Annotated in this window: 16 protein-coding genes and 2 pseudogenes; 5 read left to right on the top strand and 13 right to left on the bottom strand. The window is 60.0% G+C overall.

All coding sequences use genetic code 11. From position 1 onward, the window contains the following. Positions 1–63 precede the first annotated feature (63 nt). The 7 genes from CJ178_RS17425 to CJ178_RS17455 all read right to left on the bottom strand — a co-directional run bounded on the left by CJ178_RS17425 (position 64) and on the right by CJ178_RS17455 (position 9464). On the bottom strand, positions 64–1560 hold the full coding sequence (locus tag CJ178_RS17425) for an NAD-dependent succinate-semialdehyde dehydrogenase (protein WP_245005845.1): 1497 nt from the start codon (positions 1558–1560) through the stop codon (positions 64–66). Positions 1561–1974: 414 nt separating this feature from the next. Next, a complete protein-coding gene (locus tag CJ178_RS17430) occupies positions 1975–3498 on the bottom strand; it encodes a carboxyl transferase domain-containing protein (RefSeq protein ID WP_095887217.1) in 1524 nt (507 codons plus the stop codon). Positions 3499–3726: 228 nt separating this feature from the next. Next, positions 3727–5055 carry an MFS transporter gene (locus tag CJ178_RS17435; protein WP_095887218.1) on the bottom strand — a complete coding sequence of 443 codons (1329 nt, stop codon included), beginning with the start codon at positions 5053–5055 and terminating at the stop codon, positions 3727–3729. 331 nt (positions 5056–5386) lie between these two features. After that, a complete protein-coding gene (locus tag CJ178_RS17440; RefSeq protein ID WP_095887219.1) occupies positions 5387–6511 on the bottom strand; it encodes a 3,4-dihydroxy-2-butanone-4-phosphate synthase in 1125 nt (374 codons plus the stop codon). Then, positions 6511–6984 (bottom strand): flavin reductase family protein, encoded by a 474-nt coding sequence (locus CJ178_RS17445; protein ID WP_095887220.1) that lies wholly within the window; start codon positions 6982–6984, stop codon positions 6511–6513. The genes CJ178_RS17440 and CJ178_RS17445 overlap by 1 nt, the downstream gene beginning before the upstream one ends. A 483-nt stretch (positions 6985–7467) precedes the next feature. After that, positions 7468–8637, bottom strand: coding sequence for an LLM class flavin-dependent oxidoreductase (locus CJ178_RS17450; protein WP_095887221.1), 1170 nt, complete (start codon positions 8635–8637; stop codon positions 7468–7470). An 86-nt stretch (positions 8638–8723) separates the two neighbouring features. Continuing rightward, positions 8724–9464, bottom strand: coding sequence for an SDR family NAD(P)-dependent oxidoreductase (locus CJ178_RS17455; protein WP_095887222.1), 741 nt, complete (start codon positions 9462–9464; stop codon positions 8724–8726). Positions 9465–9882: 418 nt separating this feature from the next. Here CJ178_RS17455 and CJ178_RS17460 point away from each other — a divergent pair, with 418 nt between their 5' ends. After that, complete coding sequence (locus CJ178_RS17460; protein ID WP_095887223.1) at positions 9883–10674, top strand: enoyl-CoA hydratase/isomerase family protein; 792 nt, start codon at positions 9883–9885, stop codon at positions 10672–10674. Positions 10675–10924: 250 nt separating this feature from the next. On the opposite strand, the gene CJ178_RS17465 is transcribed toward CJ178_RS17460, so the two are convergent. Then, entirely contained in the window at positions 10925–11524 is a 600-nt protein-coding gene (locus tag CJ178_RS17465) for a TetR/AcrR family transcriptional regulator (protein WP_179300770.1), read from the bottom strand. A 543-nt stretch (positions 11525–12067) separates the two neighbouring features. Here CJ178_RS17465 and CJ178_RS17470 point away from each other — a divergent pair. Further along, on the top strand, positions 12068–12904 hold the full coding sequence (locus tag CJ178_RS17470; protein WP_095887225.1) for a mycofactocin-coupled SDR family oxidoreductase: 837 nt from the start codon (positions 12068–12070) through the stop codon (positions 12902–12904). A 188-nt stretch (positions 12905–13092) separates the two neighbouring features. Here CJ178_RS17470 and CJ178_RS17475 read toward each other — a convergent pair whose 3' ends face one another. The 4 genes and pseudogenes from CJ178_RS17475 to CJ178_RS17490 form a co-directional block, all read right to left on the bottom strand. Continuing rightward, on the bottom strand, positions 13093–13560 hold the full coding sequence (locus CJ178_RS17475; protein ID WP_179300771.1) for an ArsR/SmtB family transcription factor: 468 nt from the start codon (positions 13558–13560) through the stop codon (positions 13093–13095). A gap of 173 nt (positions 13561–13733) precedes the next feature. Then, positions 13734–14534 carry an enoyl-CoA hydratase/isomerase family protein gene (locus CJ178_RS17480; RefSeq protein ID WP_095887227.1) on the bottom strand — a complete coding sequence of 267 codons (801 nt, stop codon included), beginning with the start codon at positions 14532–14534 and terminating at the stop codon, positions 13734–13736. Positions 14535–14791: 257 nt separating this feature from the next. After that, positions 14792–15081 (bottom strand): annotated as a pseudogene (locus CJ178_RS17485) (hypothetical protein); the annotation flags it as partial. A gap of 118 nt (positions 15082–15199) precedes the next feature. Next, the gene (locus tag CJ178_RS17490; protein ID WP_095887228.1) at positions 15200–16159 is read right to left on the bottom strand and encodes an alpha/beta hydrolase; all 960 of its coding nucleotides are present in this window, start codon (positions 16157–16159) and stop codon (positions 15200–15202) included. 498 nt (positions 16160–16657) lie between these two features. Between CJ178_RS17490 and CJ178_RS17495 the strand changes: the two genes are divergently transcribed. From CJ178_RS17495 to CJ178_RS17505, 3 genes and pseudogenes are all read left to right on the top strand, one after another. Next, positions 16658–19867 carry a protein kinase domain-containing protein gene (locus CJ178_RS17495; protein WP_095887229.1) on the top strand — a complete coding sequence of 1070 codons (3210 nt, stop codon included), beginning with the start codon at positions 16658–16660 and terminating at the stop codon, positions 19865–19867. A gap of 169 nt (positions 19868–20036) precedes the next feature. Then, entirely contained in the window at positions 20037–20789 is a 753-nt protein-coding gene (locus CJ178_RS17500) for a TetR/AcrR family transcriptional regulator (protein WP_095887230.1), read from the top strand. A gap of 628 nt (positions 20790–21417) precedes the next feature. Continuing rightward, positions 21418–22692: pseudogene (locus CJ178_RS17505) on the top strand (IS256 family transposase); the annotation flags it as partial. A gap of 578 nt (positions 22693–23270) precedes the next feature. Here the strand turns inward: CJ178_RS17505 and CJ178_RS17510 are convergent. Next, on the bottom strand, positions 23271–24236 hold the full coding sequence (locus tag CJ178_RS17510; RefSeq protein ID WP_095888023.1) for a phosphotriesterase family protein: 966 nt from the start codon (positions 24234–24236) through the stop codon (positions 23271–23273). Positions 24237–24317 lie beyond the last annotated feature (81 nt).

The raw sequence follows: 24317 nt of genomic DNA on the forward strand, positions 1-24317 counted from the left end.
TTTCTGATCTGCTGCAAATCGCCTAATTGCATTCTGTTGCATCTAATTTCACAAAACGTTTGGTTACACGCTTATCCCGAGCAGTCGTGTCTCCAGGTACTCGAGAAGTCCCTCTTGCGCACCTTCGCGACCGAGTCCGCTGTCGCCGACCCCGCCGAAGGGAGCTGCCGCCGAAGTGGGATTGATGTCGTTGACTCCGACCATGCCGAACTTCAGACGCTCTGCCGTCCGCATCGCCCGACTGATGTCACGGGAATAGATGTACGACGCGAGTCCGTAGCTGGTGTCGTTAGCCATCGCGATCACGTCGTCGTCATCGTCAAAGGCGATCACCGGAGCAATCGGTCCGAAGGTTTCCTCGCGGTAGATCAGCATGTCGGGTGTCACCCCGGACAGCACTGTCGGCGCGTAGAAATTGCCGGCGGCCAACTCGCCCTCTGTCAAACGGTGGCCGCCGAGTCGCACCTTCGCGCCGTGGTTCACCGCGTCCGACACGTGCCGTTCCATTCGCTCCACCGCAGCCTCGTTGATGAGGGGGCCGACCGAAACACCCTCTTGGAGACCGTGACCGACACTCATCCGGCCAAGCCGGGACGTCAGCACTTCGCAGAACTCGTCGACGATGGACGAATGCACGAAGTACCGGTTGGGAACGATGCAGGCTTGGCCGGTGTTGAGCATCTTGATTGCTGCTGCGCCCTTTGCTGCGTGCACCGGATCGGCATCGCTGAACACGATGAACGGTGCATGCCCGCCAAGCTCGAGCGAAATGCGCTTCAGCGAACGACCGGCGCCCTCAGCCAATTTCCGGCCGACCGCCGTCGAACCCGTGAATGTCACCTTCGCAACTTTCTCGTTGCTCGTGAACTCCTCGCCGACCATCCGAGGGTCGGATGTCGTCACAAGATTCATCACGCCCGGGGGAACACCGGCTTCTTCGAGGATCCGAAATACCTCCACCGCGCAGAGCGGCGTAGCCTCGGCCGGCTTGAGTACGACCGTGCATCCCGCTGCGAGAGCGGGCGCGACTTTGCGCGTGATCATGGAGATCGGATAGTTCCACGGGGTTACCGCGCCAACCACGCCTACGGGCTGGTGCTGCACCACGAAACGCTGATCGGGTCGCGCCGACGGGATCGTTCGACCGTAGATTCGCTTGGCTTCCTCGGCGAACCAGATGAGAAAGTCTGCGGCATACTGGACTTCGGTCCTCGCAGCACGAAGCGGTTTACCCTGTTCCGTCGTCATCAGCGTCGCCAATTCGTCCGCGCGCTCCAACATCAGCTTGTGCGCACGATAGAGAATGGCGGAGCGTTCGTAAGCTGTCCGCGCGCTCCACGAGTCCAGGGCATCATGAGCCGCGTCGATCGCTGAGCGAACCTCCTCGACACCCGCGTCGCCGACATTAGCGATCGACCGTCCACTAGAGGGATCGGTCACCGTGAAAGTTCGCTCCGTCCGAGCGGGACTCCAATTTCCGTTGATGAAGATCGACGTGACCACAGGTACTTCGGTCGCCATGGGAGTTATTGCGGATTCGACGGCATGTACTTCGGTCAAAGTGGACCCCTAGGAGAGTTGATGGATGGATTTTCGTGGTCGTGAAAGATCAACTCGCCCACTGCGGGCGCCAACTGCGGCTTCAATTCGGCTGGGCCGCAAAGTGAGCGTCAGCCACGGTGAACCGATGCAGTTGTGCATCCTCGCAGCGGCCGTTGGTAACGCGAAACTCTGAGCGTTACGGATTCGTCGAGGTGCAGAACCAGCGAAATTAATTTGATGATTTTATAATAATCGAAGACAGTGCAGTTCTGTCAAGGTGAGAAACGGGAATTCCCTGCCAATAGATTCATGATCGTCGAATTGATTTCGCCCAGACGGCGGCGCCGTACTGTGCACGCCACCCGATTCCTCCAGGTGGCGCCAGGCAGGTCAGATCGAATGTTCCGGCGCCCCAGAGCCTTCAGATGAGGGTCAGGTGAGTGTTGCGTTCTCGCTGGGGATTCCCATGGTGTCGAATCGTTCCATCCTGAGTTGACACCTCAACCCGTCTTCCATGGCGCTCAATCGGCGGAGTTCTGCCGCAATCGCGGCGCCCATCCGAACGCTGAAGAAATCCGGCTCGGTAGCCGCATCCGGATACTCCGGCACGATCACATCGACCAAACCGACCGCGCGAAGGTCGGTGGAGTCGATACGTTGGCGCACTGCCATTTCCGGTGCGTGGGAGATGTCGTGGAACAGAATCGCACTCGCCCCCTCCGGAGGTAGAGGAGACAACCATCCATGTTGTGCGGCAATGACGGCATCGGCCGGAAGAAGCGCCACAGCAGCACCGCCGGTACCTTGTCCGAGTAATACCGATACCGTCGGGACATCCAAGGCAATCAGGTCGGAGATACAGCGGGCGATTTCGCCGGCGAGTCCGCCCTCTTCGGCTGCCTTGCTCAGCGCCGCACCCGAAGTGTCGATCACGGACACCAAGGGTAGCTGGAGTTCCTTGGCGAGTTTCATACCCCGGCGTGCCTCACGTAAGGCAGCCGGACCCAACGGATTCGACACTGTTTGACCGCGGCGATCCTGGCCCAGAAGCACGCACGAAACGTCACCGAAGCGAACTAGGGCTAGCAACAGTGCCGGATCATTCTCGCCTTGGCCGGTGCCGTTGAGCGCCAATGACTCCGTTGCGGCATGCTCGAGTAGTTCTCGCACACCGGGACGCTTGGTCGATCGCGACGCAATCACCGACGCCCATGCGTCACCATCCTCATCCGAAACGGGCGCACCTATGTCGTCTCCGCCCGCAGGTTCAAGCCGAGGAGGGCTCGGCAACGAGATGATCGACAAGGCGCGGGCGATGAGCTGACTCAACTCTTGCGGTGGCACAACGGCATCGACCAGTCCATGCCGGAACAAGTTTTCGGCCACCTGCACATCCGCCGGAAAGGACTCACCGTAGAGGGATTCGTACACGCGGGGTCCGAGGAATCCGAGTAGCGCTCCAGGTTCGGCGAACGTGATATGCCCGAGCGATGCCCAAGAGGCGAAGACACCACCTGTAGTGGGGTGACGCAAGTACACCAGATAGGGCAGATGCGCGGCCTTATGTTGGTTGACAGCGGCGGTAATCCGAATCATCTGAAGGAAAGCACTTGTGCCCTCTTGCATTCGGGTGCCACCCGAGGCCGGCAGTGCGACTAGTGGAAGTCGCGCGGCGGTCGCGCGGCGGATTGCCGCGACGATCCGCTCCCCCGTCGCGACACCGATCGAGCCGCCCATGAATCCGAACTCACCGAATACGAGAGCGACGCACCTGCCATGCACGGTAGCCTGACCAGTCGTGACGGCCTCGTCCATTCCCGTTGTAGCACGGGCACGGCCCAATTCGGCTGAATACTCGTCATCGGCGACAGCGTCACGCGGAGATTCGTCCCAGCACCGCCACGATCCCTGATCGATGACCAGATCCCTCATCTCTGCGGCGCTCCGGCGCGTCATCGACCGACCTCGATTTGCCACTGCTTCGCACTGATCGTGGTGGGATCGCCAGCAGCAGAAGGGCATTGCCAGATGACGGGCAGGGTACTGGTCGTATGCGTCTCGCACATCGGTGTACTCCAATCGTTTGTGGTCCGGTTCGGTTAGTTGTTCACGTCGTTGAGCAACGTGTTCGAGCGAAGAGTTGTGCGCCTTCGGTCACGGCCTCAGTGGTTCACTCATTGCCCACTACGCGTTGGCATCCGAGGGATCCGACTCTCGAGGTTCGGCGAGTACGTTCCGCGCCGGCGCGTCCGCTGTTCGTTTGATGTTGCGCCTGGTCGACAGCACGATGATCACGATGGCCGATATCAGGGCACAACCGCCGAGTATGGACAGACTTGACGAAGGCTGGGCGGAGACGCCCCCGGAAGTGACCAAGATCGGTCCGACAATGAGACCTAGGTTGCCGCAGAAGTTGACGAATCCCGTGGCGCCGCCGGACAAACTTCGCGAGAAGTTGTCGATGACCCAAGCCCACCAGGGACCGAGCCCGGCATAAAGCCCAGCAACTGCGATGTAGAGAAGAAGTAACTCGACACCGAATGCCCCGTGGACGTATCCCCCCGCGAGCAGAGCTGCACCGCCTATCAGCAGTGGGACTGCAGCGTTCCATCCCCGACTCCACGGAGACTTGTCCGACAGAAGAGAATTGAGCAGCATCACAAGAACGGCAACTACGAAAGGCACGATGGAGACAAGGCTGACCGTTGCGACGCTGATTTCAAATGCCTGCGCGACCAAGCTCGGTAGCCACAAAGCCATGCCGTAGAAGGCGGACTGCCACAGGAGGAAGGTGCCGCCGAGTATCCACGCCATCGGACGCCGCAAAACTCCCCGAGCGAACGATCCTGGCGTCGATTCGGAGCGCCTACCCGCCAGAATGTAGTTGCGCTCCCCTTCGGTGAGTCGCCGATCGGTGTCGGGTGAGTCAGCTCCGAAAACCGCGAACAGTGCTGCCATCACGAATGCAGCCAGTCCCAGGCTGATGAACACCCAGTGCCAGGTCAGTGCCTGGGTCAGCCATCCACTGGACAGGCTCGCTATGACTGCGGCCAGCGGGATCGAGATCACGGTGAACGTGGCTGCCCGTCCGCGCTCCCATGTCGGATACCAGTTCGCAACGATCACGGCAAATGTCGACCACAAGGCTCCTGCCGCAAGGCCCATGGCGAAACGAATCGCTATGAGCGCACCGTAATTCGGGATAGTGGCGCAGAGAACGGCGCATAACCCCCAGATCGCCAGGGTCGCAAGCATTACGCGTTTCGGTCCGAATCTCGCTGCCAGGACGCCACCCGGGATTTGGGTGATGATGTATCCCCAGAAGAACGCGCTGAGCAGAACCCCGGTTGCTGTCGCGGCGAGCTGCAAGTCCGTAGAGATAAGCGGTGTAGCAATCGGAAAACTGGTCTGGTCCACGAACGTGATGAGGTAAATCACGAACAGCATCAAGCCAATTCGGTACCAGCGCGCACGCCCGACCCGGATCTGCGCCGGAGTTGCAGTAACAGCCATAGGAGGTGCCTCGTATTCAGGAGTAAGAAGGAGTAATTCGCAACTTTCGGCCGTACGCCGCAAAACTGTTCACAGAATCGCCCCGGACAGGGTGTTCTCCACACCGGTACGCAAATGTGCATGCCGATCGATCGGATACTCGACCACTTCGAACAGCACGTCTACATACTCGTGAATGTTGTAGTTGCGAAACAATTTTCGACAACCTTGCATCGTGATGATGCGGCGGGTTTTGCGGAGTGCGTCATCCCGTACAATCTCGGTTCCGTTGCTTCACAACGTAATTAAAGTATTCCAACGGCCAACCAGTGCGATCATGGTTCAGAAAATCTCAGAATTCGTCATTCCCAGCTGCGACTCGCGTAGCATCCTGTGACGTGACACCGGCCCACGAAAGCCGATCCGGGCTGGCGGGCCCGTCGAGCAGGCTTATGGACGTGGCACCGAGACTATGCAGAATAGCCGCGAGCGCACCATCATCGGCCTCTGTCCAAGCGTGTGCAACCGGTAGCACAGCGCCGCGACCATGGGGGCGCCTGAGGTAGACGAGTAAACCTCCGTCCACCGCGATTCGCTCGGTAGCCTTGACAAGTTCACGCCCGCAGAAACATGAGTCCGACCCGAAGATGCCGCCCATCGTGCACTCCACATGCACTGACACAACAGGGCGCACAGGTGTACCCGGACCGCGCACCACAATGTGCTCGGCGCCGGTGATCTCATCGACGAAGCCCACGACGTCGAGGGCGCTGCGGATGGCATGCCATGGCGTTCCGACAGCGCGGGTGACCCGGCCTCGGGCACCGTCACCGACAAACAGGCGGTGCGTCACGAGATCAGCGATATCGACGATCGGGTGGTCGTGACTGTCACCGAGATCCGTTATGTCTGCCTCACGAACAATTTCTCCGTCGTCTCGTACAAGTTGCCCAGCAAGGGCGACCGGTGGCAGGCCTGCCAAGCGACAAAGGTCCACCGCAGCTTCGATGCGCCCCGGACTGACAACAACACCCCCGTCGGAAGCGACGACAGGCATGAGGTGCCCAGGGCGCGTGAGGTCGGCGGGCGTGGAACCTGGATCAGCCAGCACCCGCGCGGTCCGAGCCCTGTCGATTGCGCTTATGCCCGTCGTTATCCCAACGGCAGCATCGACAGACACGGTGTGCGTCCTCGTTCGTGGGCTGTCTCCATTGCGCACCATCAGCGGCAGGTCGAGATCCTCAGCCAGATCCGATGGAAGCGGGGCATATAGAAAGCCCGACGACCACCGGACCGCCCAGGCTGTCCAGGCTGTGTCCGCAAGCGCAGCGGACATCACCATGTCGTAACCGCCGCCGGAACCGGGTTCTGCACCCACAAGTACCGGTCGGCCGGCCTGCAATGCCGACACTGCGGATTGAATCGCGGATCGGCCTTGCCACCAATCGCCCCGAGGTAGTGCTTGTGTCAGGGACATCAGGTTGCCTCGGACGCCAGCGTCCGGAAACCACTGCCATGGAAGACCAGCGGTGCAACGTCCGGATGGTCTTGCATAGCTTCAACCCGAAGCAGAACCACATCGTGGTCCCCGGCCCGTACGATCTCATGGATGGTGCACTCGAGCCACGCAACGGCCCCATGCAGCAGCACCGCACCACCATCGGTCACCGTATAGGACGTATCCGCGAACCGGTCGTTCGCCGACTTCGACGCGAGTCGACGGCACATGACGCCTTGGTCGCTTCCGAGCACCGACAGACCGAGTCGTGGGCGGTCGACAAGTAGCGGCCAGGTCGTCGACGTGTCCTGCACGCACACCGACACCAGAGGCGGGTCTACCGAAACCGAAACGAATGAGCTCGCTGCGAAACCCACTGGGGAACCATCACGCAAGGCACATACCGCTGTCACCCCGCTCGGGAAGGTGCCATAGATGGCGCGTAGTGCCATCGGTTCGGAAGGGTTCGGGATAATCAAGGGAAAACCTCCAGCATTTCAGGGATCTCGCCGGCCACGTAGCTGCCTGCGAGCTGGACGCGCCACTGGGGCCACAGCCGCTCACCCGCTCGACGTCCGATTGGTAGTCGAGCGGATGAGCATTGGACACCGCGGAGCCGGACCGGCAGGGAACCTTGAAGCCGGACCAGCGGGGATCTTGGAGCCGGACCGCATCATGTCCAAGCCTGCAGGCCTGACCACCGTGACCTACATTCGTAGGGGTCCCAGCGGCATCACACTAACATCGTGATGATAACTCTCACAACGGTTTCCGCCCGGTTGCGAAACACCGCAATCGCAACTCCGGCTGACTCGAGTTCGCACCGACTCGTCGAGAAAGTCCCCGCCGGTGCGAATGGCACCGCGGACGAAGGACTTCGTCTCCGCCTTCGGCCGGAATTGGCATCTTGTCGTTCTCTCGGACCGATACCCCCTCTATCGGGAGGCGCGCTCCGCGGCGTCCTCTGCGATTGCTTTGTCCTGCGCGGCACGGAATTCCGCACCGAATGCTTGGCGACCCGAGTACAGGCGATCCCACGACGATACGAGCGGTGCCGAAGTGCCCTGAAATTCGGGAATGACGTACTGGGCGAACAGTTCCAACGACTTCTTTGTTGCCGCCTGATTAGCCCAGTCGCTCCCGGCAAGCAGCAGTGTCCCGAAGCCGCCTGACTGCTTCTCGAGGCGACTGACAAGTTCAATGGCTTGTTCGGGTGTACCCACCACTCCCATGCCACTCATGTTCAGACCATCGACCATTTCCTCGTGGGTTGTCGAAGCGAGTACCTGTTCGATGTCCACGGCTTCACCCGCGAACGGGCCGGTAGCACCGAACTTCGACATCGGCACCAGGCCGTGGCGCACATCCTCGTATGCTTGCTCTTTCGTTTCCGCGAGGTGAATCGGGGCCATCACCCGCCAGTTGTCGCGACTCACCGACTGCCCCGATTCTTTCGCTCGTTCCTCCATCAGACGCCAGGTCTCACCGACAAAGGAAAAGCCGCCGTTCGGATCGGTCGCAGCGATCGACAGAAGGCCGAATCCGTAACGGCCAGCGAGCTTCACACCCGACGGTGAGCGGACCGAAGCAACTGCGATCTCGAGATCGCGGCCCTTGTACGGCAGGACCTGCAGACGTGCGCCCTGGAGGGTGAACCAATCGGTCTTCATGTCGACGGTCTCACCTCTGAGCAACCGGGTGATCGCGTCCAAGCCTTCTTCCATCATGCGGCGCTGGTTATTCGGTTCAATGCCCATCATGTGCGCATCGGTCACGAGCGCTCCTGGCCCCGCACCAAAGGTGAAACGACCACGAGTAAGGTTGTCCAACAATGTGATACGACCAGCAGCCACCAAGGGCTGGTGGTACGGGACCGAGGTGACACCGGTGCCGAACCGAATGTCGCGTGTGCGCTGCGCTGCCGCCGCAATGAAAAGGTCCGGAGCTGAAACAATCTCGAACCCACCGGAGTGATGTTCACCGATCCACACTTCGTCGTATCCGAGGCGGTCCATGTGCTCGATGATGTCGAGGTCGTGCGCGAGCGATACCGATGGGCTCTTCCCCGGAATATGGTACGGAGACATGAAGATACCGAACTTCATTGGAGTTTTCCTATCCTTGAATTGAATGATCACGGGTTCTGAGGATGGAGGCATGGGAGCCTCGAACCTAGGCAGTGGCGGCGATGTCAGTGCATCGAACGTCCACCATTGACATGAAGGATTTGCCCTGTGATGTACCGTGCGCGATCCGAACCGAGGAAGACTATCGCCTCTGCTATCTCCTCGGGACGTCCGAGACGGCCCATCGGCACCAAGGCCATCATCTGCGGATCCGAGTCGGCATCGACCTGGCCGTCCGCGAGCGTTCCACCTGGGCCGATACAGTTCACTCGCACCGAAGGGCCGAGTTCAGCCGCGATCACGCGGGAGAACGAAATGACCCCACCTTTACTCGCCGAGTACGCAGAGAGTCCGGGATACGGGATGCGTGCCGCGCCTGAAATAACGTTGACAATCGCCGCACCCTCTTGCTCGCTCAGCACCGGCGCCCAGGCACGGCACATGAAGAAGGTGCCATCGAGGTTCACGGCCAGAGTGCGCCGCCAAACATCATCCGAAGTCTCCGTCATCAACGAGTTCGGGTAAATACCAGCGACATTGGCCAGTACATCGACCTTGCCGACGGACTCGATAACTCGTTCCTTCATGCTCTCGACGCTTGCCGACAACGAAACGTCGACATCGACAGCGAAGTGAGAGACTCCCTGCGAATCAAGGGTTTCGAGAGCTCTCTTGGCTGCGTCGCCGTTCAGATCGGCGACGACAACTTGTGCTCCGCGCGATGCAAAGAGTTGCGCAGTCGCCAGGCCGATGCCCTGGGCGCCACCGGTCACGATGACCGTTTTTCCCGCAAGTTCTAGGTTCATATGCCCTCCGAGGTAACTGTTGTGCTGGCAGGGGTTAGCAGTGGGCCGCACAGAACGCGCGGCCGAAGACGGTTACGACACGCTGGCCCTGCTCCCGAGTTCTCCGAATGACCAGATGCCAAGTCGGAATTCTCGAAGTGCGTACCGTCACGGTCGAATTCGATGGCTGTGCGACGAGAACAATGCAGGGAAGCCGGGTCTGTCGCGAGCGCAACTGGCAGACTCGGTGGCTTTCTTACCATTGGCGCCACCCCACATCCTCGAAGCTTCGATAAGCCTCTAATGATTTTCATCACAAGTCAAGGTTTTAGTTTGATGAAAATCTGAAAAGTGTTCCGAATGCTTACTTTCACCCCACTTTGCCCACCCCATCGTGCTACAGTTTTGCATCAATCAAACTATCGAGAGGCATGGTGCAATGAACGATCTGCTGGTGGACAGACTCGAGAACGTAACAGTCTTCACGCTGAACCGCCCAGAGGCGATGAACGCCTTGAACGGCGCGATCATGTCGGAACTCGAGGAGGGTCTACGGGAGTTCAACGCTGACGACAACCAACGGGTGGCCATCATTACCGGCGCCGGCGCAAGAGCATTCAGCGCTGGCGGAGACCTCAAGGCCATGGCTTCAGGACCGGCGAAGAACGCTGTTCCGCTCTCTCCCCAACCGGACATCGCGGGTGTCGCCGCAAGCGAGAAGCCAGTGATTGCCGCGATCAATGGATTGGCCGTTGCGGGCGGCCTCGAATTGGCGATTTGCGCGGACATCAGAATCGCCGCTGATACGGCATGGTTCGGCGTATTCGAAGTCAAGCGAGGATTTCTCGCGGGTGTGGCTGCTAACGTTCTGCCGCGTCTGATGCCCTTCGGAGCTGCGATGGACCTGATGTTGACGGGCGAGCGTCTTTCCGCCGAGGACGCACTTCGTCTTGGACTGGTACAGAAGGTTGTTCCTGCCGAGAAACTCCTCGACACAGCAATCGAGAAAGCTGCGGCCATCGCATCACACTCGCAGGTCGCAGTGCGGGGCACCAAGCAGGTACTACGCTACTGGCGCGACGTGCAACTTGCCGAGCAGCAGAAGTACTACGAGTCGGTCATGCAGCGCGTACTGCTCGCCGGCGACTTCGTCGAAGGCGCTCACGCTTTTGCAGAGAAACGCGAGCCTGCTTTCGCCAACGGCTGGCCCGATCCGTTCAGCAACCGGTGAAGATGCAGTAACGGCTGAACTCGAACCCGGCGGCGCCTTGCGCGATAGTTACCAGGGATGTGTGAACGCCAATTCGTTTTCTATGACGACCAGCGTTCTGCGCCGCCGGAAGTGCAGGATACTGGCCGCAGCCATAGTCGCCGCTCGGGCCTAGTGGCTGCTACATGGCTGCTGCTACATCGGCGCGGGTCTCTCTCCTGCAAGCGAATTCGACCGTCATTGCTAGTGCGGTAGGTGCTTTACCGCAAACTCATTGCAGCGAAGCCTCCGACTTGGGCGCGAACAAGATCGGTGCAGCAAGTGCGCGTGCCGTCGTAAGCCATTCCGGCAACATCGCAGCCAATGTGGCACTCAGGTCGTCGTCTCGATCGGCCTCCTGCAGCGATTCCAGCAAAATAGCAAGGATTCCCCCGACCAAGAACGACGCCGCCTTCCCCGCGTCCAGGCTGCCAGGCTTGCCAGGCGACTGATGGATAGCCGCGGTCAGTTGGTCTACCAACGTTGTCTTCAGTTCGGCAAGCGCCGGCAACTGTGTATCGGAGACTAGAACTGCAGAACACAGGCGGCGATGCTGCCCGAGATGGGCAAACAAATCTTCGAAAGTAACCGAGGCAGATGCTCCGTCCTGACGATCTACGTTGCGAACCTCTCCCGGCTCGAATTCGTCCAAGATCGACCGGAGCGCTGCGACTCCCACTTCTTCGATCCCCGTGAAGTGAGCGTAGAACGAACTCCGACTCACTCCGGCCTCACGAACGAGTTCGGCGACGGTTGGCATCTTGTCTGCTTCCAGCAACTGTTCGAAAGCCTCCAATAGTTGTCGACGAGTCCGCATCGAGCGCGGATCCATCGGATCTCCCTCCCGCATGAAAACTGCAGGTGGAATGCCAGTCAAGCCCATGAGGTCACCTCCATTTTTCATAAACACTAACAGCTGACATCGGACAGGTGTCCGTTAGTGTTTTCGCGGAACCACCGCAGAACGAAGGCGATGAGATGCCAACGACGGCCACTCATGCGTTTGTCTCCGAGCGCACCAGCGTCAGGCTAACTTCGTGTTCTGCCACCCTCGGATACACGTTGGATGCGAAAGACCTTTCAAATTACCGCTTTTCGGCGCGGATGGCTCGAAGCGAACGCAGCGGTCACACTCCTAGCCAGGGAGATTCCGAAAGCCGTTGATCGGCATAAGATTTCACCCAATCCCCGTGCGGCACGCCCAGAACTGACGGCCTGCATTTTTCGAGGTTGGGTGACTACAGGTGCTTGACAGACCCCGAGAATACTTAGATCATTGCAAATGTATCTAAATATAGATGCGAATCATACTTCACCCACGGCGGTTTCCACGAAGATCGTGATGGCCGTCATATCCCAAGCCGGAAGGTTTCAAATGACTGGAAGAGTTCAGGGCAAAGTCGCATTCATCACGGGCGCTGCTCGCGGGCAAGGACGTAGCCACGCCGTACGTCTGGCCGAAGAGGGTGCAGACATCATCGCAATCGACATCTGCAGTCCTATGGATTCGGTCGACTATCCGTTGGCGACGCCCGATGATTTGGCAGAAACCGTGCGATTGGTTGAGGCCCTCGGCCAGCGCATCGTTGCCACTCAGGCCGACGTGCGTGATTTCAGCGCGGTGGAGGCGGCCGTCAACGATGGTGTTGCACAACTCGGACGACTGGATATCGTCGCCGCAAACTCCGGAATCTTCAGCGCTGCCCGTATGGAGAATCTCGAGGAAAATGCCTGGCGGGAAATCATCGACGTCAATCTCACAGGGGCGTGGCACACAGCCAAAGCCACGATCCCGCATCTCCGCGAGGCCGGCGGCGGCGCGATTGTCATTACCAGCTCGGTTGCAGGCCTGAGGGGCGCACAAAACGCCGGCGCATACGTTGCATCCAAACATGGCGTGGTCGGTCTGATGCGCAGCCTCGCCCTCGAACTTGCCCAGGATCACATTCGCGTCAACACCGTTCACCCGGCAATGGTTGACACACCGATCATTCAAAATCCCTACATGTACGAGGTATATGCGCCCGATTTGACCCCGGAGGAACGGACCAAGGAGACGATGGCCGACAGGTTCGGCATGTCACACGCGCTTCCGTTGTCGTGGTTGGAATCCGTGGACATCTCCAACGCCGTTCTGTTCCTTGCCTCAGATGAAGGGCGCTACGTCACGGGCGTCGCAATGCCGGTCGACGCTGGTTGCATGCTGAAATAACGCGACCAACCTCTTCACCATCAAGTAGCCGAACGCCGAAGTGAGTGCCGCAGAATGCGACAGATTTGCGGCACTCACTGGAGGAGAATCAGGAGGACTCGGTCGGCTGGAATCTACGAGTGCATCCTCCGACAAGAACCGCACGTCCAGCTCAACCACGGGGAGCGATGCTCCCCGCGACCTTTCCCTCACCAGGTAGTGACCACCGGAACATGCTCCGCGCCAACGGCTACCGGATGAGCCACATGATCTGTCATTGCCTGCCCGTGTCCCCTGCCTGTGGCCGCGGGAAATTTCAGCACGCCATCATCAACCGGCGCGATATCCGGAGCAAGTACCGAAATCGCCTCGAGCAGTGCGTGCAATGCTTCGGGACGAAGCGTGTAGAAGTTGTTACGACCCTCTTTGCGGAGGTACATGAGACCAGCTTGTATAAGGATCTTCGTGTGGTATGAAATCGTGGGTTTGGATACGTTCAACGTGTGCTCGAGCGTGCTACAAGGCAACTCCGAGACGGCGCACAGCTGGCGAACGATGCTCCAACGAACCGGGTCACCGAGAGCGCGGAGAAGGTCCATCGGACCGACCTCAGCCAGTGAGCCAACTGACACACCCGCATCGGACATGGAATCGGTTCGATCTTGTGACCACTCCATTGCACCTTGCATGAGTCCATCATAAACCACAACATGTCGTTAACTATCAAACAGATAGCAATAGTGACAACGGTAACTCGACGCCGGCGACTGTTTCGCCTCAGTCAACCGTGTTGGCCGGACTATCTTCCACACGAGTGACTCTGCACATTCGCCGCGCGTGCTGTGACCACTCAGTCACCAGTGAATACCGGTCGACGGCGCTCTTGGCTGGCGGCGATCCCCTCATGCAAATCCGCCGTAGCCATCGTTACCGGTTGCGCCAGAGACTCCCAAGTCACGGCAGCCGCCAGACCTGCGCGCCCCTGCTCGAGTCCCATCTTGGTCAGCTTGGTCGGAATGGGTGCCGCCGAGGCAATTGTCCGCGCCACATCAATCGAATAGCTGAGTACATCGTCCTGCACGCCGGTTACCAAACCCAATCTGAGAGCCTCGTCGGCCAAGACGTCACGGCCCGTATAGAGCATCTCCCGCGCCCAGGCGTAGCCGATTACCTCAGGCAAAAGTGCTGTGATTCCCATGCCCCCGTGTGTGCCCAAAAAGTTGAAGGGGGTCTTGAACAGTGCATCGTTGCTCGCATAACGCAGATCGCAGGCTAGTGCAAGGCAAACGCCGGCACCGACTGCTGGCCCATTGATCGCCGCGATCACCGGGAATGGCATCTCCCGGGGCGCCAGCCAAGAGCGGTAGAAGGGTGCCATCTTTCGCTGCAGCCGATCGGGGGTGCGTTCGCCCGAAGGAGCGTCGTCCAGCCAAGACAGGTCCGCCCCCGAGCAGAACGACGTACCACTCCCCGTCACCACCAACGCCCGTACATCACGATCATTCTCAATGGCGTCGAGCGCCTCGGTCCAGGACCAAGTCATCTCTTCTGTCATCGCGTTTCGCAGATGAGGCAAATTGAGGGTCAACAACCGAACGTGAGGGGCTGGCTCGCTCAGGAGCACAGCCTGCTGTGGATCCGATTGCGTCATCGGTTACTCCTAGTGCGTAGGTCGCGCGGGTCTCACGTGAACCTGAAAATATGAGGCATAGAGATGCGATTGTTCAGAAACTATCACACGATGGGACCGGCTTTGCCGTGGTCACGGATCGAAGAATCAGCTGCAGAACACAGCCCCGGACAGGATGCTCGTACTAAATTCGCCGACGAGAGGGGCTTCGCCCCTGTGCGCCTTTTTGGTAGCGCCCACTACCAGAAAGGCGCACGGGGCTGCAGGCCCTACTTACCTTAGATTGCGTCGAATACCTTGGGGCCGAACAGGATTGATGCGTCTTCGAGGCCGGGGCCTTCGGCGATGTCGCCTAGGATGCGGCGCATGACCTTGCCGGATCGGGTCTTCGGGAGTTCGGAAGTTCGGAAGTTCGGAAGTTCGGAAGTTCGGGGACGATGGTGATCTGCCGGGGTTTGGCGATGGGTCTAATGTCGGTGGACACCTGAGCCTCGAGTTCGGAGATCAGGACGTCGCCGGTGTTTTCGACACCTTCCGCCACGACTCGAATCCCGCCGGCATCATTCGCCGGCGGGCGTCCTACGAGAGATCGTCAAGCGGACCGTCATCGAGAGTCGGTCGAATGCTCGATGTCGGCAAGAAGAATCCGGTTCCGAACAGATGACTGAGTTGGATCCTCAGTGCGGTTACAGGTCTGCGATGACCCTGCAGCGATCCGCCAGTGTGCGACGGGTGACCCCGATATCCAGACTCATGCGGTCATGTCCGTGAATTACACCAGGAAGAACCTGCAATTCACATGAGATTCCCACCTCGTACAGTCTGCGAGCGTACGAAATCGATTCATCCCTGAAGATGTCGAGTTCACCCACTTCGATATAGGTAGGAGGAAGACCCGAAAAGTCCTCGAGACGCGCGGGCGCGGCGATCGGCGAGACCCTGTCGCTGCCGAAGTCTGCTCCGAGCACCGCTCTCCAGGAGGTCCAGTTGTTATCATGGGTCCACGCGACGGCACCCTCGAGAATCGGGTCCGGTTCAGTGTTTCGGTCGTCCAGCATCGGGTAAATGAGAATTTGTTTCGAGACCGGAACGCCTCTGTCGCGAGCAAGAATCACAGTTCCTGCAGCGACACCGCCGCCGCCGCTATCGCCCATGACGGCAATGCGAGCTGGATCTACTCCGAGTTCATCGGCGTGGTCGACAAGCCATTGAAGACCGGTGAATCCGTCTTCCGCAAGTGAGGTGCCTGTCTGTTCGGGAGCGAGCCGGTAATCAACAAGCAGCAGTGGAACATTCGACTCCTGCACGTAGTAGCGAACGATTCCGTCGTAGTGGTCGGGTTTGCCGGAGATCATCCCTCCACCGTGCAAGTACACGACTGCTGGACGGTCGGTCGTCCCGGTATCGGTGCTGTAGAAATGCAATCCAATTTCTGAGCCGTCAGGCGTCGGGGCGAAGTGCGAACTTACGGAGACGCCAGTTGAGGGCGGAGAAGGAACGCCTGCCATCCCGGCTTCGAGGACGGCCCGAAGCCCTAACGCGTCGCCGCGCTCAGGGATTGTGATCCCGCCATTCGCCATGGCGTCGGAAGCGATAACAGCGCAGGCTGCTGCCAGTTCAGGATCCATCATGTTGATCGTTGACATCGTTGTCCTATCAAGCTCGTGTTGGGTTGGGATCAGCGCCCTCACCGAGACACTAACGGACAACTGTACGATTGTCACCACTAATGGACAGTTGTTTGATTACGGCAGTTTATGATCGAACTCTGGAGCTCCAGCGCATCGACCTGCACAGCGGTGCGCGATTCTTGGATGCATGGAACCCGTAGCGCCCGTTGTCGTTACGAAGTCGACATCCATAATTCGGCACGACCCCGGCCGGCACGACAGCAAGAGGGCTACGAGTAGCGACAGCTGCAGCCCGTCGACCCAACCCCCCCCCCCGGAGCTGTTCCGCAGATTTGCGCCATCGACACATAATCTCGCCCTCCGAGTGGCGACTACCGGCAGCCACCCGGCAGCGATATCCTGAGTACATCGTCGACAAGGTGGCATACGTCACACCTGCTTCGATGACACGAAGAGGGTGAAGTGCACAGAAGCCGATGGCCGACCAGAAATCCGTTCGGGACGCGGGGTGACATGGTCCCCGACGTCAGCATTGAATTGAGTGCCGCGGGATTCGACAACGCCCGCGAGATCGAACGTGGCGATTTCAGTGTGGTCTATCGGTGCGATCAAACCTCGCTCAACCGCACCGTGACAGTCACCGTCATCCTCTCCGACCTGGACGTCGGCGACCGGAAGCGCTTCCTCCGGAAACAACAGGCAATGGGCCGACTCGCCGGACACCCCCACATTGTCACCGTCCTACAGGCCGGCGCCACCGAAAGCGGGCACCCGTTCCTCGTGACGCAAGACCAGTTGCGCAGTTCCCTCGATGCTCAACTCCGCCAGCACGGCCCACTGACTCTGGAAGACACATTGAGGTTAGGGGTAAAACTAGCCGGCGCACTCGAAGCCGCGCACCGACTCGGAATCGTGCACCGCGACGTGAAACCCGCGAACATCCTATTCACGGAATACGGCGAGCCGGCGCTCACCGACTTCGAGATCGCCTACATTGCAAGCAATTTCGAGACCACGACCGACGTCCTGACCGTGCCGTCCGCGTTCACTGCACCCGAAATCCTCACGGGCGAATCTCCAAGCCCCGCCTCGGACATCTACGGTCTCGCTGCCACCTTGTACTGCGCTGTGACAGGTCATCCCGAATTCGAACGCCGCAGCGATCAGCCATTGTCCATCAAGATCACGACACATCCCATTCCAGACCTACGCGATCAAGGCATCGCCGACGCCTTATGTGCGGTGATCGAACGCGCCACGTCCACAAATCCGGACGACAGACACCGAACGGCAGCCGCACTCGGCGAGGAGCTTCGCGATCTCTTACTGCGACACGACATCCCGGCCGACGACATAGCCGCGCATGGACAACCTGAACCACCCTCGGGACCGCGACGTCTTCGCCCGAACATCCACTCGCACACCTCGCACAACTCCAGTGGGACACTGCCACTCGACCTAACCAGCTTCGTCGGGCGCCGCAGCGAACTCTCAGAGTTGAAAGCCTTGCTGAGTTCATCGCGGCTGGTGACGTTGACAGGGATCGGCGGCGTCGGGAAAACACGGCTCGCGTTGCGGGCAGCGGCAAATGCGAAGTCGAACTTCGGAAACGGCGTCTGGCTCGTAGAACTCGGCGAACTGTCCGACGAGTCACTGCTAGTCGACGTAGTCGTGGCCGCGCTCGGGCTGCGGGACCAGTCGGCCCTGTCTCCGAACACTGTCCTCCTGGATTTCCTCGCCAACCGCGAGGTGCTGCTACTCCTCGACAACTGTGAACAGGTAGTCGACGCCGCGGCCTCCCTGTCAGAGACGCTGCTTCGGTCCTGCCCGGGCGTGCGCATTCTGGCGACGAGCCGAGAAGCGTTCGGGATCGGCGCTGAATCGGTCATGCGAGTTCCACCCCTCACAGTTCCTGATCCCAACTGTGAACCGTCGCTTCGCGGACTCCCCCGCTACGACGCGGTCACGTTGTTCGTCGAACGCGCAGCCACTGCTCTCCCCCACTTCGAGCTCACCGACGACAACCGCAGCGTCATCACACAGATCTGCAACCGATTGGACGGACTGCCCCTCCCGATCGAGTTGGCGGCGGCTCGGCTACGCGCCATGTCGCCAGAGCAGATCCTGCAGCGACTCGACGACCGGTACTCCCTGCTCACCCGCGGCAACCGGGGCGCGCCGTCGAGGCAGCGAACGCTTCGATTGTGCATCGACTGGAGCCACGACCTGTGCACGCCGCAAGAACAGTTGGTGTGGGCACGGCTGTCGGTGTTCGCCGGCAGTGTCGGACTCGATGCTGCGGAAGCGGTCTGCAGCACAGGGATGAATCCTGACGACGTGCTCGACACATTGACTTCCCTGGTCGACAAGTCAATCCTCGTACGGGAGGAATCGAACGGTGCGGTTCGATTCCGACTGCTCGAAACCCTCCGTGACTACGGCCGGGAACAACTGCAGCGGCGCGATGAGTTTCTGGAACTCCGTCGCATGCATCGAGATTGGTATCAGCAGCTCGCGCTTGACGCCGAATCCGAGTGGATCAGCGCACGGCAGCTCGACTGGATCGCGCGACTCGAGCAAGAGCAGCCGAATTTCCGTGAGGCACTGGAATTCTGCATGTCCGACAGCCCGGACGCAGGGCTGCGCATCTCCGCCGCTCTCTTGCCGTTTTGGAGTTCGCGTGGGCCATTCAGTGAGGCGCGGCACTGGCTGGACCGACTCCTGGCGCGCCAGCCAGGGCAGGTGACGGTCGAACGAGCCATCGCGTTGTACTCCAGCAGCGTGCTGGCCGAGGTGCAGGGCGACATGGATGCGGGCGCCGACCTGGCCGAGGAAGGGCGCGGGCTCGCGGCACGGATCACCGACCCACGGACCCATGCCTTCATCGCACACTCCGACGGGATCTTGGCGGTGTTCAACGGTGACATCCCCCGGGCGTGCGCACGCCTGGAACGGGCCCTTGAATTGTTCGGGCCGGGAGACGACGCACCACAAATCGGCATTCTGCACATGCTCGGAATCGCGTATGAACAAGGGGGCGACATACGGAAGGCAATCGAATGCTACGAACGCGTGCTCGCTGTCACCGAGGCACGCGGAGAGTCCGTATACCGGTCATACGTACTGTGGTCCATGGCAGTTTTGATGTGGCGTCAGGGCGACCGTTCCCGGACAATACAGCTGCTCGAGCATTCTCTGCAGCTGTGCCGACAGGTGAAAGACCGCCTCATGGCCCCGACATGTTTCGAGGCGCTGGCCTGGATCGCGGCCAGTGAGAACGACCCACGTCGTGCCGTAATTCTGATGGCCGCGGGCGAGGAGCTGGTACGAGAAGTCGGCAGTGTCACGATCATGTTTCCCGCCCTCTTCGTCCACCATGAGGAATCCGATCGAGCATGCCACCAGGCACTTGGACAACGCGAATTCGACGCTGCCCATCGGAAGGGCCGGTCGCTGGGATTCGACGCCGCGATCGCGTATGCACTGCGTGAGGAACTCCCGGAGGCCCCGCCCGGTCATGCGTCGACGACTCCGACGAGACGAGAACAGGAAGTCGCGGAACTGGTGGCCGAGGGCATGACCAACAAGGAGATCGCCGACCGACTCGTGATCTCACCGCGAACCGCACAAGGACACGTCGAGCACCTGCTCACCAAACTCGGATTCACATCCCGCGCCCAGATCGCGGCGTGGGTGGTGGAGCAGACACAAAACGATCGGTAGCGACAAGTAGCTATGCGGACTCCACAGCAGGAAACACGATCCGGCTGCGCGCCACCGGCTTCGACCTCGGTGCCAGCCAGGGTTCAGACCCGCTGCTGCGCAACGCCCTACCCACCGCGGTTTGCGCTACGACCTCGAGGCAGACACCGGCCAAGGTAGGCTTCTTGGCATGGCGAAGCGAATTGCGGCCGGGAGGCCGGACAGCGCTCCCGCACCAATCGAACTGCTCGAAGGTGAATCGGCGAAGCTTCCAACCAAGTCCGCCCCAGCCGATGCTGCGCCACTCACGACAACGCCGAACCGGCCCGCCCGAGTCTCGTTGCGCGATGCGCAGCGAGCGGTAACGCGGACTCGGTTGATGGCCGGCGCTATGGATGTTTTTGCACATACGACGTACCCCGCGGCGACTGTTGACGAAATCGCGATCGCGGCGGGTGTCGGTCGGGCGACGTTCTATCTTCACTTTCGCAGCAAACTTGATCTCCTGCAGGCGATCATGACCGATGCGACACCCGAGATCTTGTCATACTTCGAGCGGGCCGATCCAGCGTTCGCCACCGGAGATACAGCGGCCGTCGAAGCCTGGGTCCGCGACGGATTGTCGTACTTCGAGAAGAATCGAACCTTGATGTTCGTACTCGATGAGGTCCTCGCGACCGAGAGAGCCGAGTACGCAACCTTGTTCAACACCCCGGTCGAGTTCAGCGACTGCATGCCGTTGCTCATGTCGAACTGGCCGTCCGAACGTCGATCCGAGGCGAGCGCACGAATCCGCCTGATGGCCTTGATGCTCAATCGGACATGGCTGTCCTCATCCGGACTAACCAACGACCAACTCGTGAAAATGCTCGCCGATATCTGTATGAAAGCTGTCTGTCCGCCTACCTCGCCGCCGGCCACGACCGCAGGTCACGAGGCTTGATTTCTTCCCAAGAATCCTAGAACTTCATTGCGAGATGCAGGCACAACCGGTTTCACCAACTTATCACCGGATGCGCACGAGCAATCCAGACTGAGGGCCTTGGTGGCGGCTTACGCCCTTCCCGTACTTATTTGTCGGTGCGACGATCGTCGACGCGCCCCAGAGGCGGGGCCTAAGGACTGACCGACGCTCACTGACTGATGTCCTTGTAGTCGACACCGACGACCGTCAGCTTGCAGCGGTGATACCTGAGCGTCCGCATCCTTCGTTGTGCGACTGCGCGCGGTGCATCGCCTCCGTCCGAGTCCCGTCAGCCCAATTGGTATGGGAACGAACCGCATCGGGGCGAAAGGTCCGCTCCATGCGAGCATTGCGATGAGTTGCGAAAACGCATTGTCTTCTTGGTAGACAGGTCGTACAGTCTTTCTGACACGGCATGGTTGATCGGGCGTTGCCTTCATGGCGACCGCCCAGGAAGGGTGCGTCAAATGCCCAAGTCAAAAGCTCGTTCCACGCTCTCCCGCAGTAACGTCGCCATTCATCAGATGGTTAACACGGACGATTGCGTCGCTTCTGAAGGACGGCCACTTACCCAGTGCCTCAACAAGGTCCAGCGGTGGATCGCATGGTGAGCACCGACGAACCGAAAGTTCGGGTCGATCCAACCAACGCCGAGCTGACAGGCGAGGAGCTGGCGATCACGCAGGAACTCGTCCGCTCCGCTCGTGCCCGCGGCGTCGCGATGACCGGACCGCACGGGATACTGAAGGCGTTGACCAAGACGGTGATCGAGACCGCGTTGGACGAGGAGATGATCGAGCACCTCGGCTACAGCAAGCATGACCCCACCGGCCGCGACAGCGGAAACTCCCGCAACGGCACCCGCGTCAAGACGGTACTGACCGACAACGTCGGCCCCGTCAAAATCGACGTCCCGCGGGACCGCGACGGCACTTTCGACCCGGCCATCCTCAAGAAAGGCCAACGACGCCTAGGCGGGGTCGACACGATCGTGCTGTCGTTGGTCGCCAAGGGACTGACCGCCGGAGAGGTCTCTGCCCACTTCGAGGAGATCTACGGTGCGTCGCTGTCGAAGGACACCATCTCCAAGATTACCGACCGGGGCCTTATCGAGATGGCCGACTGGGCCGCCCGTCCCCTCGAGAAGGTCTACGCCGCGGTGTTCATCGATGCGGTCTACGTCAAAGTCCGCGATGGGCAGGTCACCAACCAGCCCTTCTATGCTGCGATCGGTGTCGACCTGGCCGGACACAAAGACGTCCTCGGCCTGTGGGCGGGTACCGGAGCTGGGGAATCAGCGCAGTTCTGGATGCAGGTTCTGACCGAACTGAAGAACCGCTGCATCGAGGACGTGTTCTTCATTGTCTGTGACAGCCTCAAGGGACTCCCGGACTCGGTCGGAGCGGTCTTCCCCCAAACAACAATCCAGACGTGTGTGATCCATCTGATCCGGAACACGTTCAAACACGCCTCGAAAAAGTTCTGGGGTGAGATCGCCGAGGACCTCAAGCCGATCTACCGGGCCCCGTCGCGGGAGTCCGCGTGGGCGGCGTTCGAGAAGTTCGAGGACAAGTGGGGCAAGGCCTACCCAGCGATTGGCCAACGGTGGCGCAACGCTTGGGAACAGTTCGTGCCGTTTCTAGATTTCGACGTCGAGATCCGAACAGTGCTGTGCAGCACCAACGCGATCGAGAGCTTGAACGCGCGTTATCGGCGTGCGGTCACCGTCCACGGACACTTCCCGACGGAGCAGGCCGCGCTGAAGTTCCTGTATCTGGTCACCAGGTCACTGGACCCTAAGGGAACTGGTCAACAACGATGGACCATGCGCTGGCAACCGGCGCTAACCGCGTTCGCGATCACGTTCGGTGACCGCATGCCCATCACAGCTCGCCAACAGCAGATCCAATCCGAAGAACCCGAAATACGACCTGCCAATTACCCCATTTCTCGGACAGACCCAAGGTGCCAGGCTCGAAGTAGCTACCTGCATCCAGAAGGGGCACAAATACGGCGCTAACTCGTCGTGGCGGCGCACGAGGAGCGGTCCCGCCGTGCCGAGTGGGGACTATTGCAGCCGAGTTCGTCGCACTGGTGTTGGGTGACGTCGAGTAGAACGACACGGATGCCCGGACTGCCTCACTCACGAAAAATGTTGTCGCTGGTGGCCATACGATCCTGGTAGCGAGGTTGTAGACACATATCCAGCTCGGACATGTTGTCCCACGGCTGACGGTTCACGCTTCGACAACTCCGCCGCGTGGCCGCTCCTCGCGACGCCGGCACAGATCTCCCCGTCCAAATCAAGCCGCTTTCACCAGCCGACGCAGCATGAGATTAGAAGCGCCACTTGCACTTTTGCGCACAGACCGACGTCAAGCCCCCGGGAGCTTCCGGGCGTGCGCTATCCACGTTCTGCCGTGACGCTTCATCATCCGATAGCCGCTAGTTACCACCGAATCACCCGGCGGTGAAAATCTCCCGCGGGTTATCCACAAGCATTGTCTCGATGTCTCGAGGCGCGACGCCCGCGTTCAGCAATGCGGGGACGACGTCGTCCACGATGTGTTGGAACTGCCAGTTGGGCCAGTTTTTTGCACGGTAGTCGTCAGGAACGTTCTGGGTGTGACATGAAGTGTCGTGGGACAACACCATTCGCGATGCGTATCCGCGCCGTACTAATGCTGCGACGGTGGCCACTCGTTTCTCGAACGTCATGATGCCGTCGAGGCCGAATCTGTCCATACCGAGGTAGGAACCCGCATCAATCAAGCGCTGCAGGTAATCCAGATCGTCAGTGTCCCCACTGTGGCCGATGACCACAGCACCCAGATCTACTCCTTCTTCCGCGAAGATCTTCTGCTGATCCAGGCCGCGCTCGGCCAATGCATCGGTATGCGTGGAAATCGGAACGCCGGTGATGAGATGTGCACGGGCGACGGCGCGCAAGATTCTTTCGATATCGGGAGTTACACCAGGAGCATCGGTCACGCACTTGAGGATTCCCGCTCTGATCCCTGTTCCCGCGATGCCCTCCGTGATGTCCTTCACGAACATTCCAACCAGAGGCTCCTCACCCCCGAACATCCTGCCAGGCCCCCGCACACGAAGGTAGGTAGGCAGATCGGCAAAGGTATAGAACCCTGTCGCGGCGATGATCGTCACCGGCGACTTCTCTGCTACGGCCCGCACCCGTCGGATATCCCTACCCAAACCCAGCACAGTCAAGTCGACGATCGTGTCGATACCGGCGCTTTTCAGCGCGACAAGCTTATTGACCGCGTCCGCCGTGCGTTCGTCGTCGTCCCAGGTCTCGGGGTAGTTGACCTGATACTCGTGGTTTATCACGAACACGTGCTCGTGCATGAGCACCCGCCCGAGTTGCCGGCAGTCGATCTCTCCGGTCACGGTCTGAACTTTTGCCATCGGTGTGAATTCCTCCATACGCGCGAGCTGTGGAATCTATCTACAAGTGGTCAAATCTCTACGGCTTCAAGCCATCCGCGG

Source organism: Rhodococcus sp. ACPA4, assembly GCF_002300185.1.
GTDB lineage: Bacteria > Actinomycetota > Actinomycetes > Mycobacteriales > Mycobacteriaceae > Rhodococcus_F > Rhodococcus_F globerula.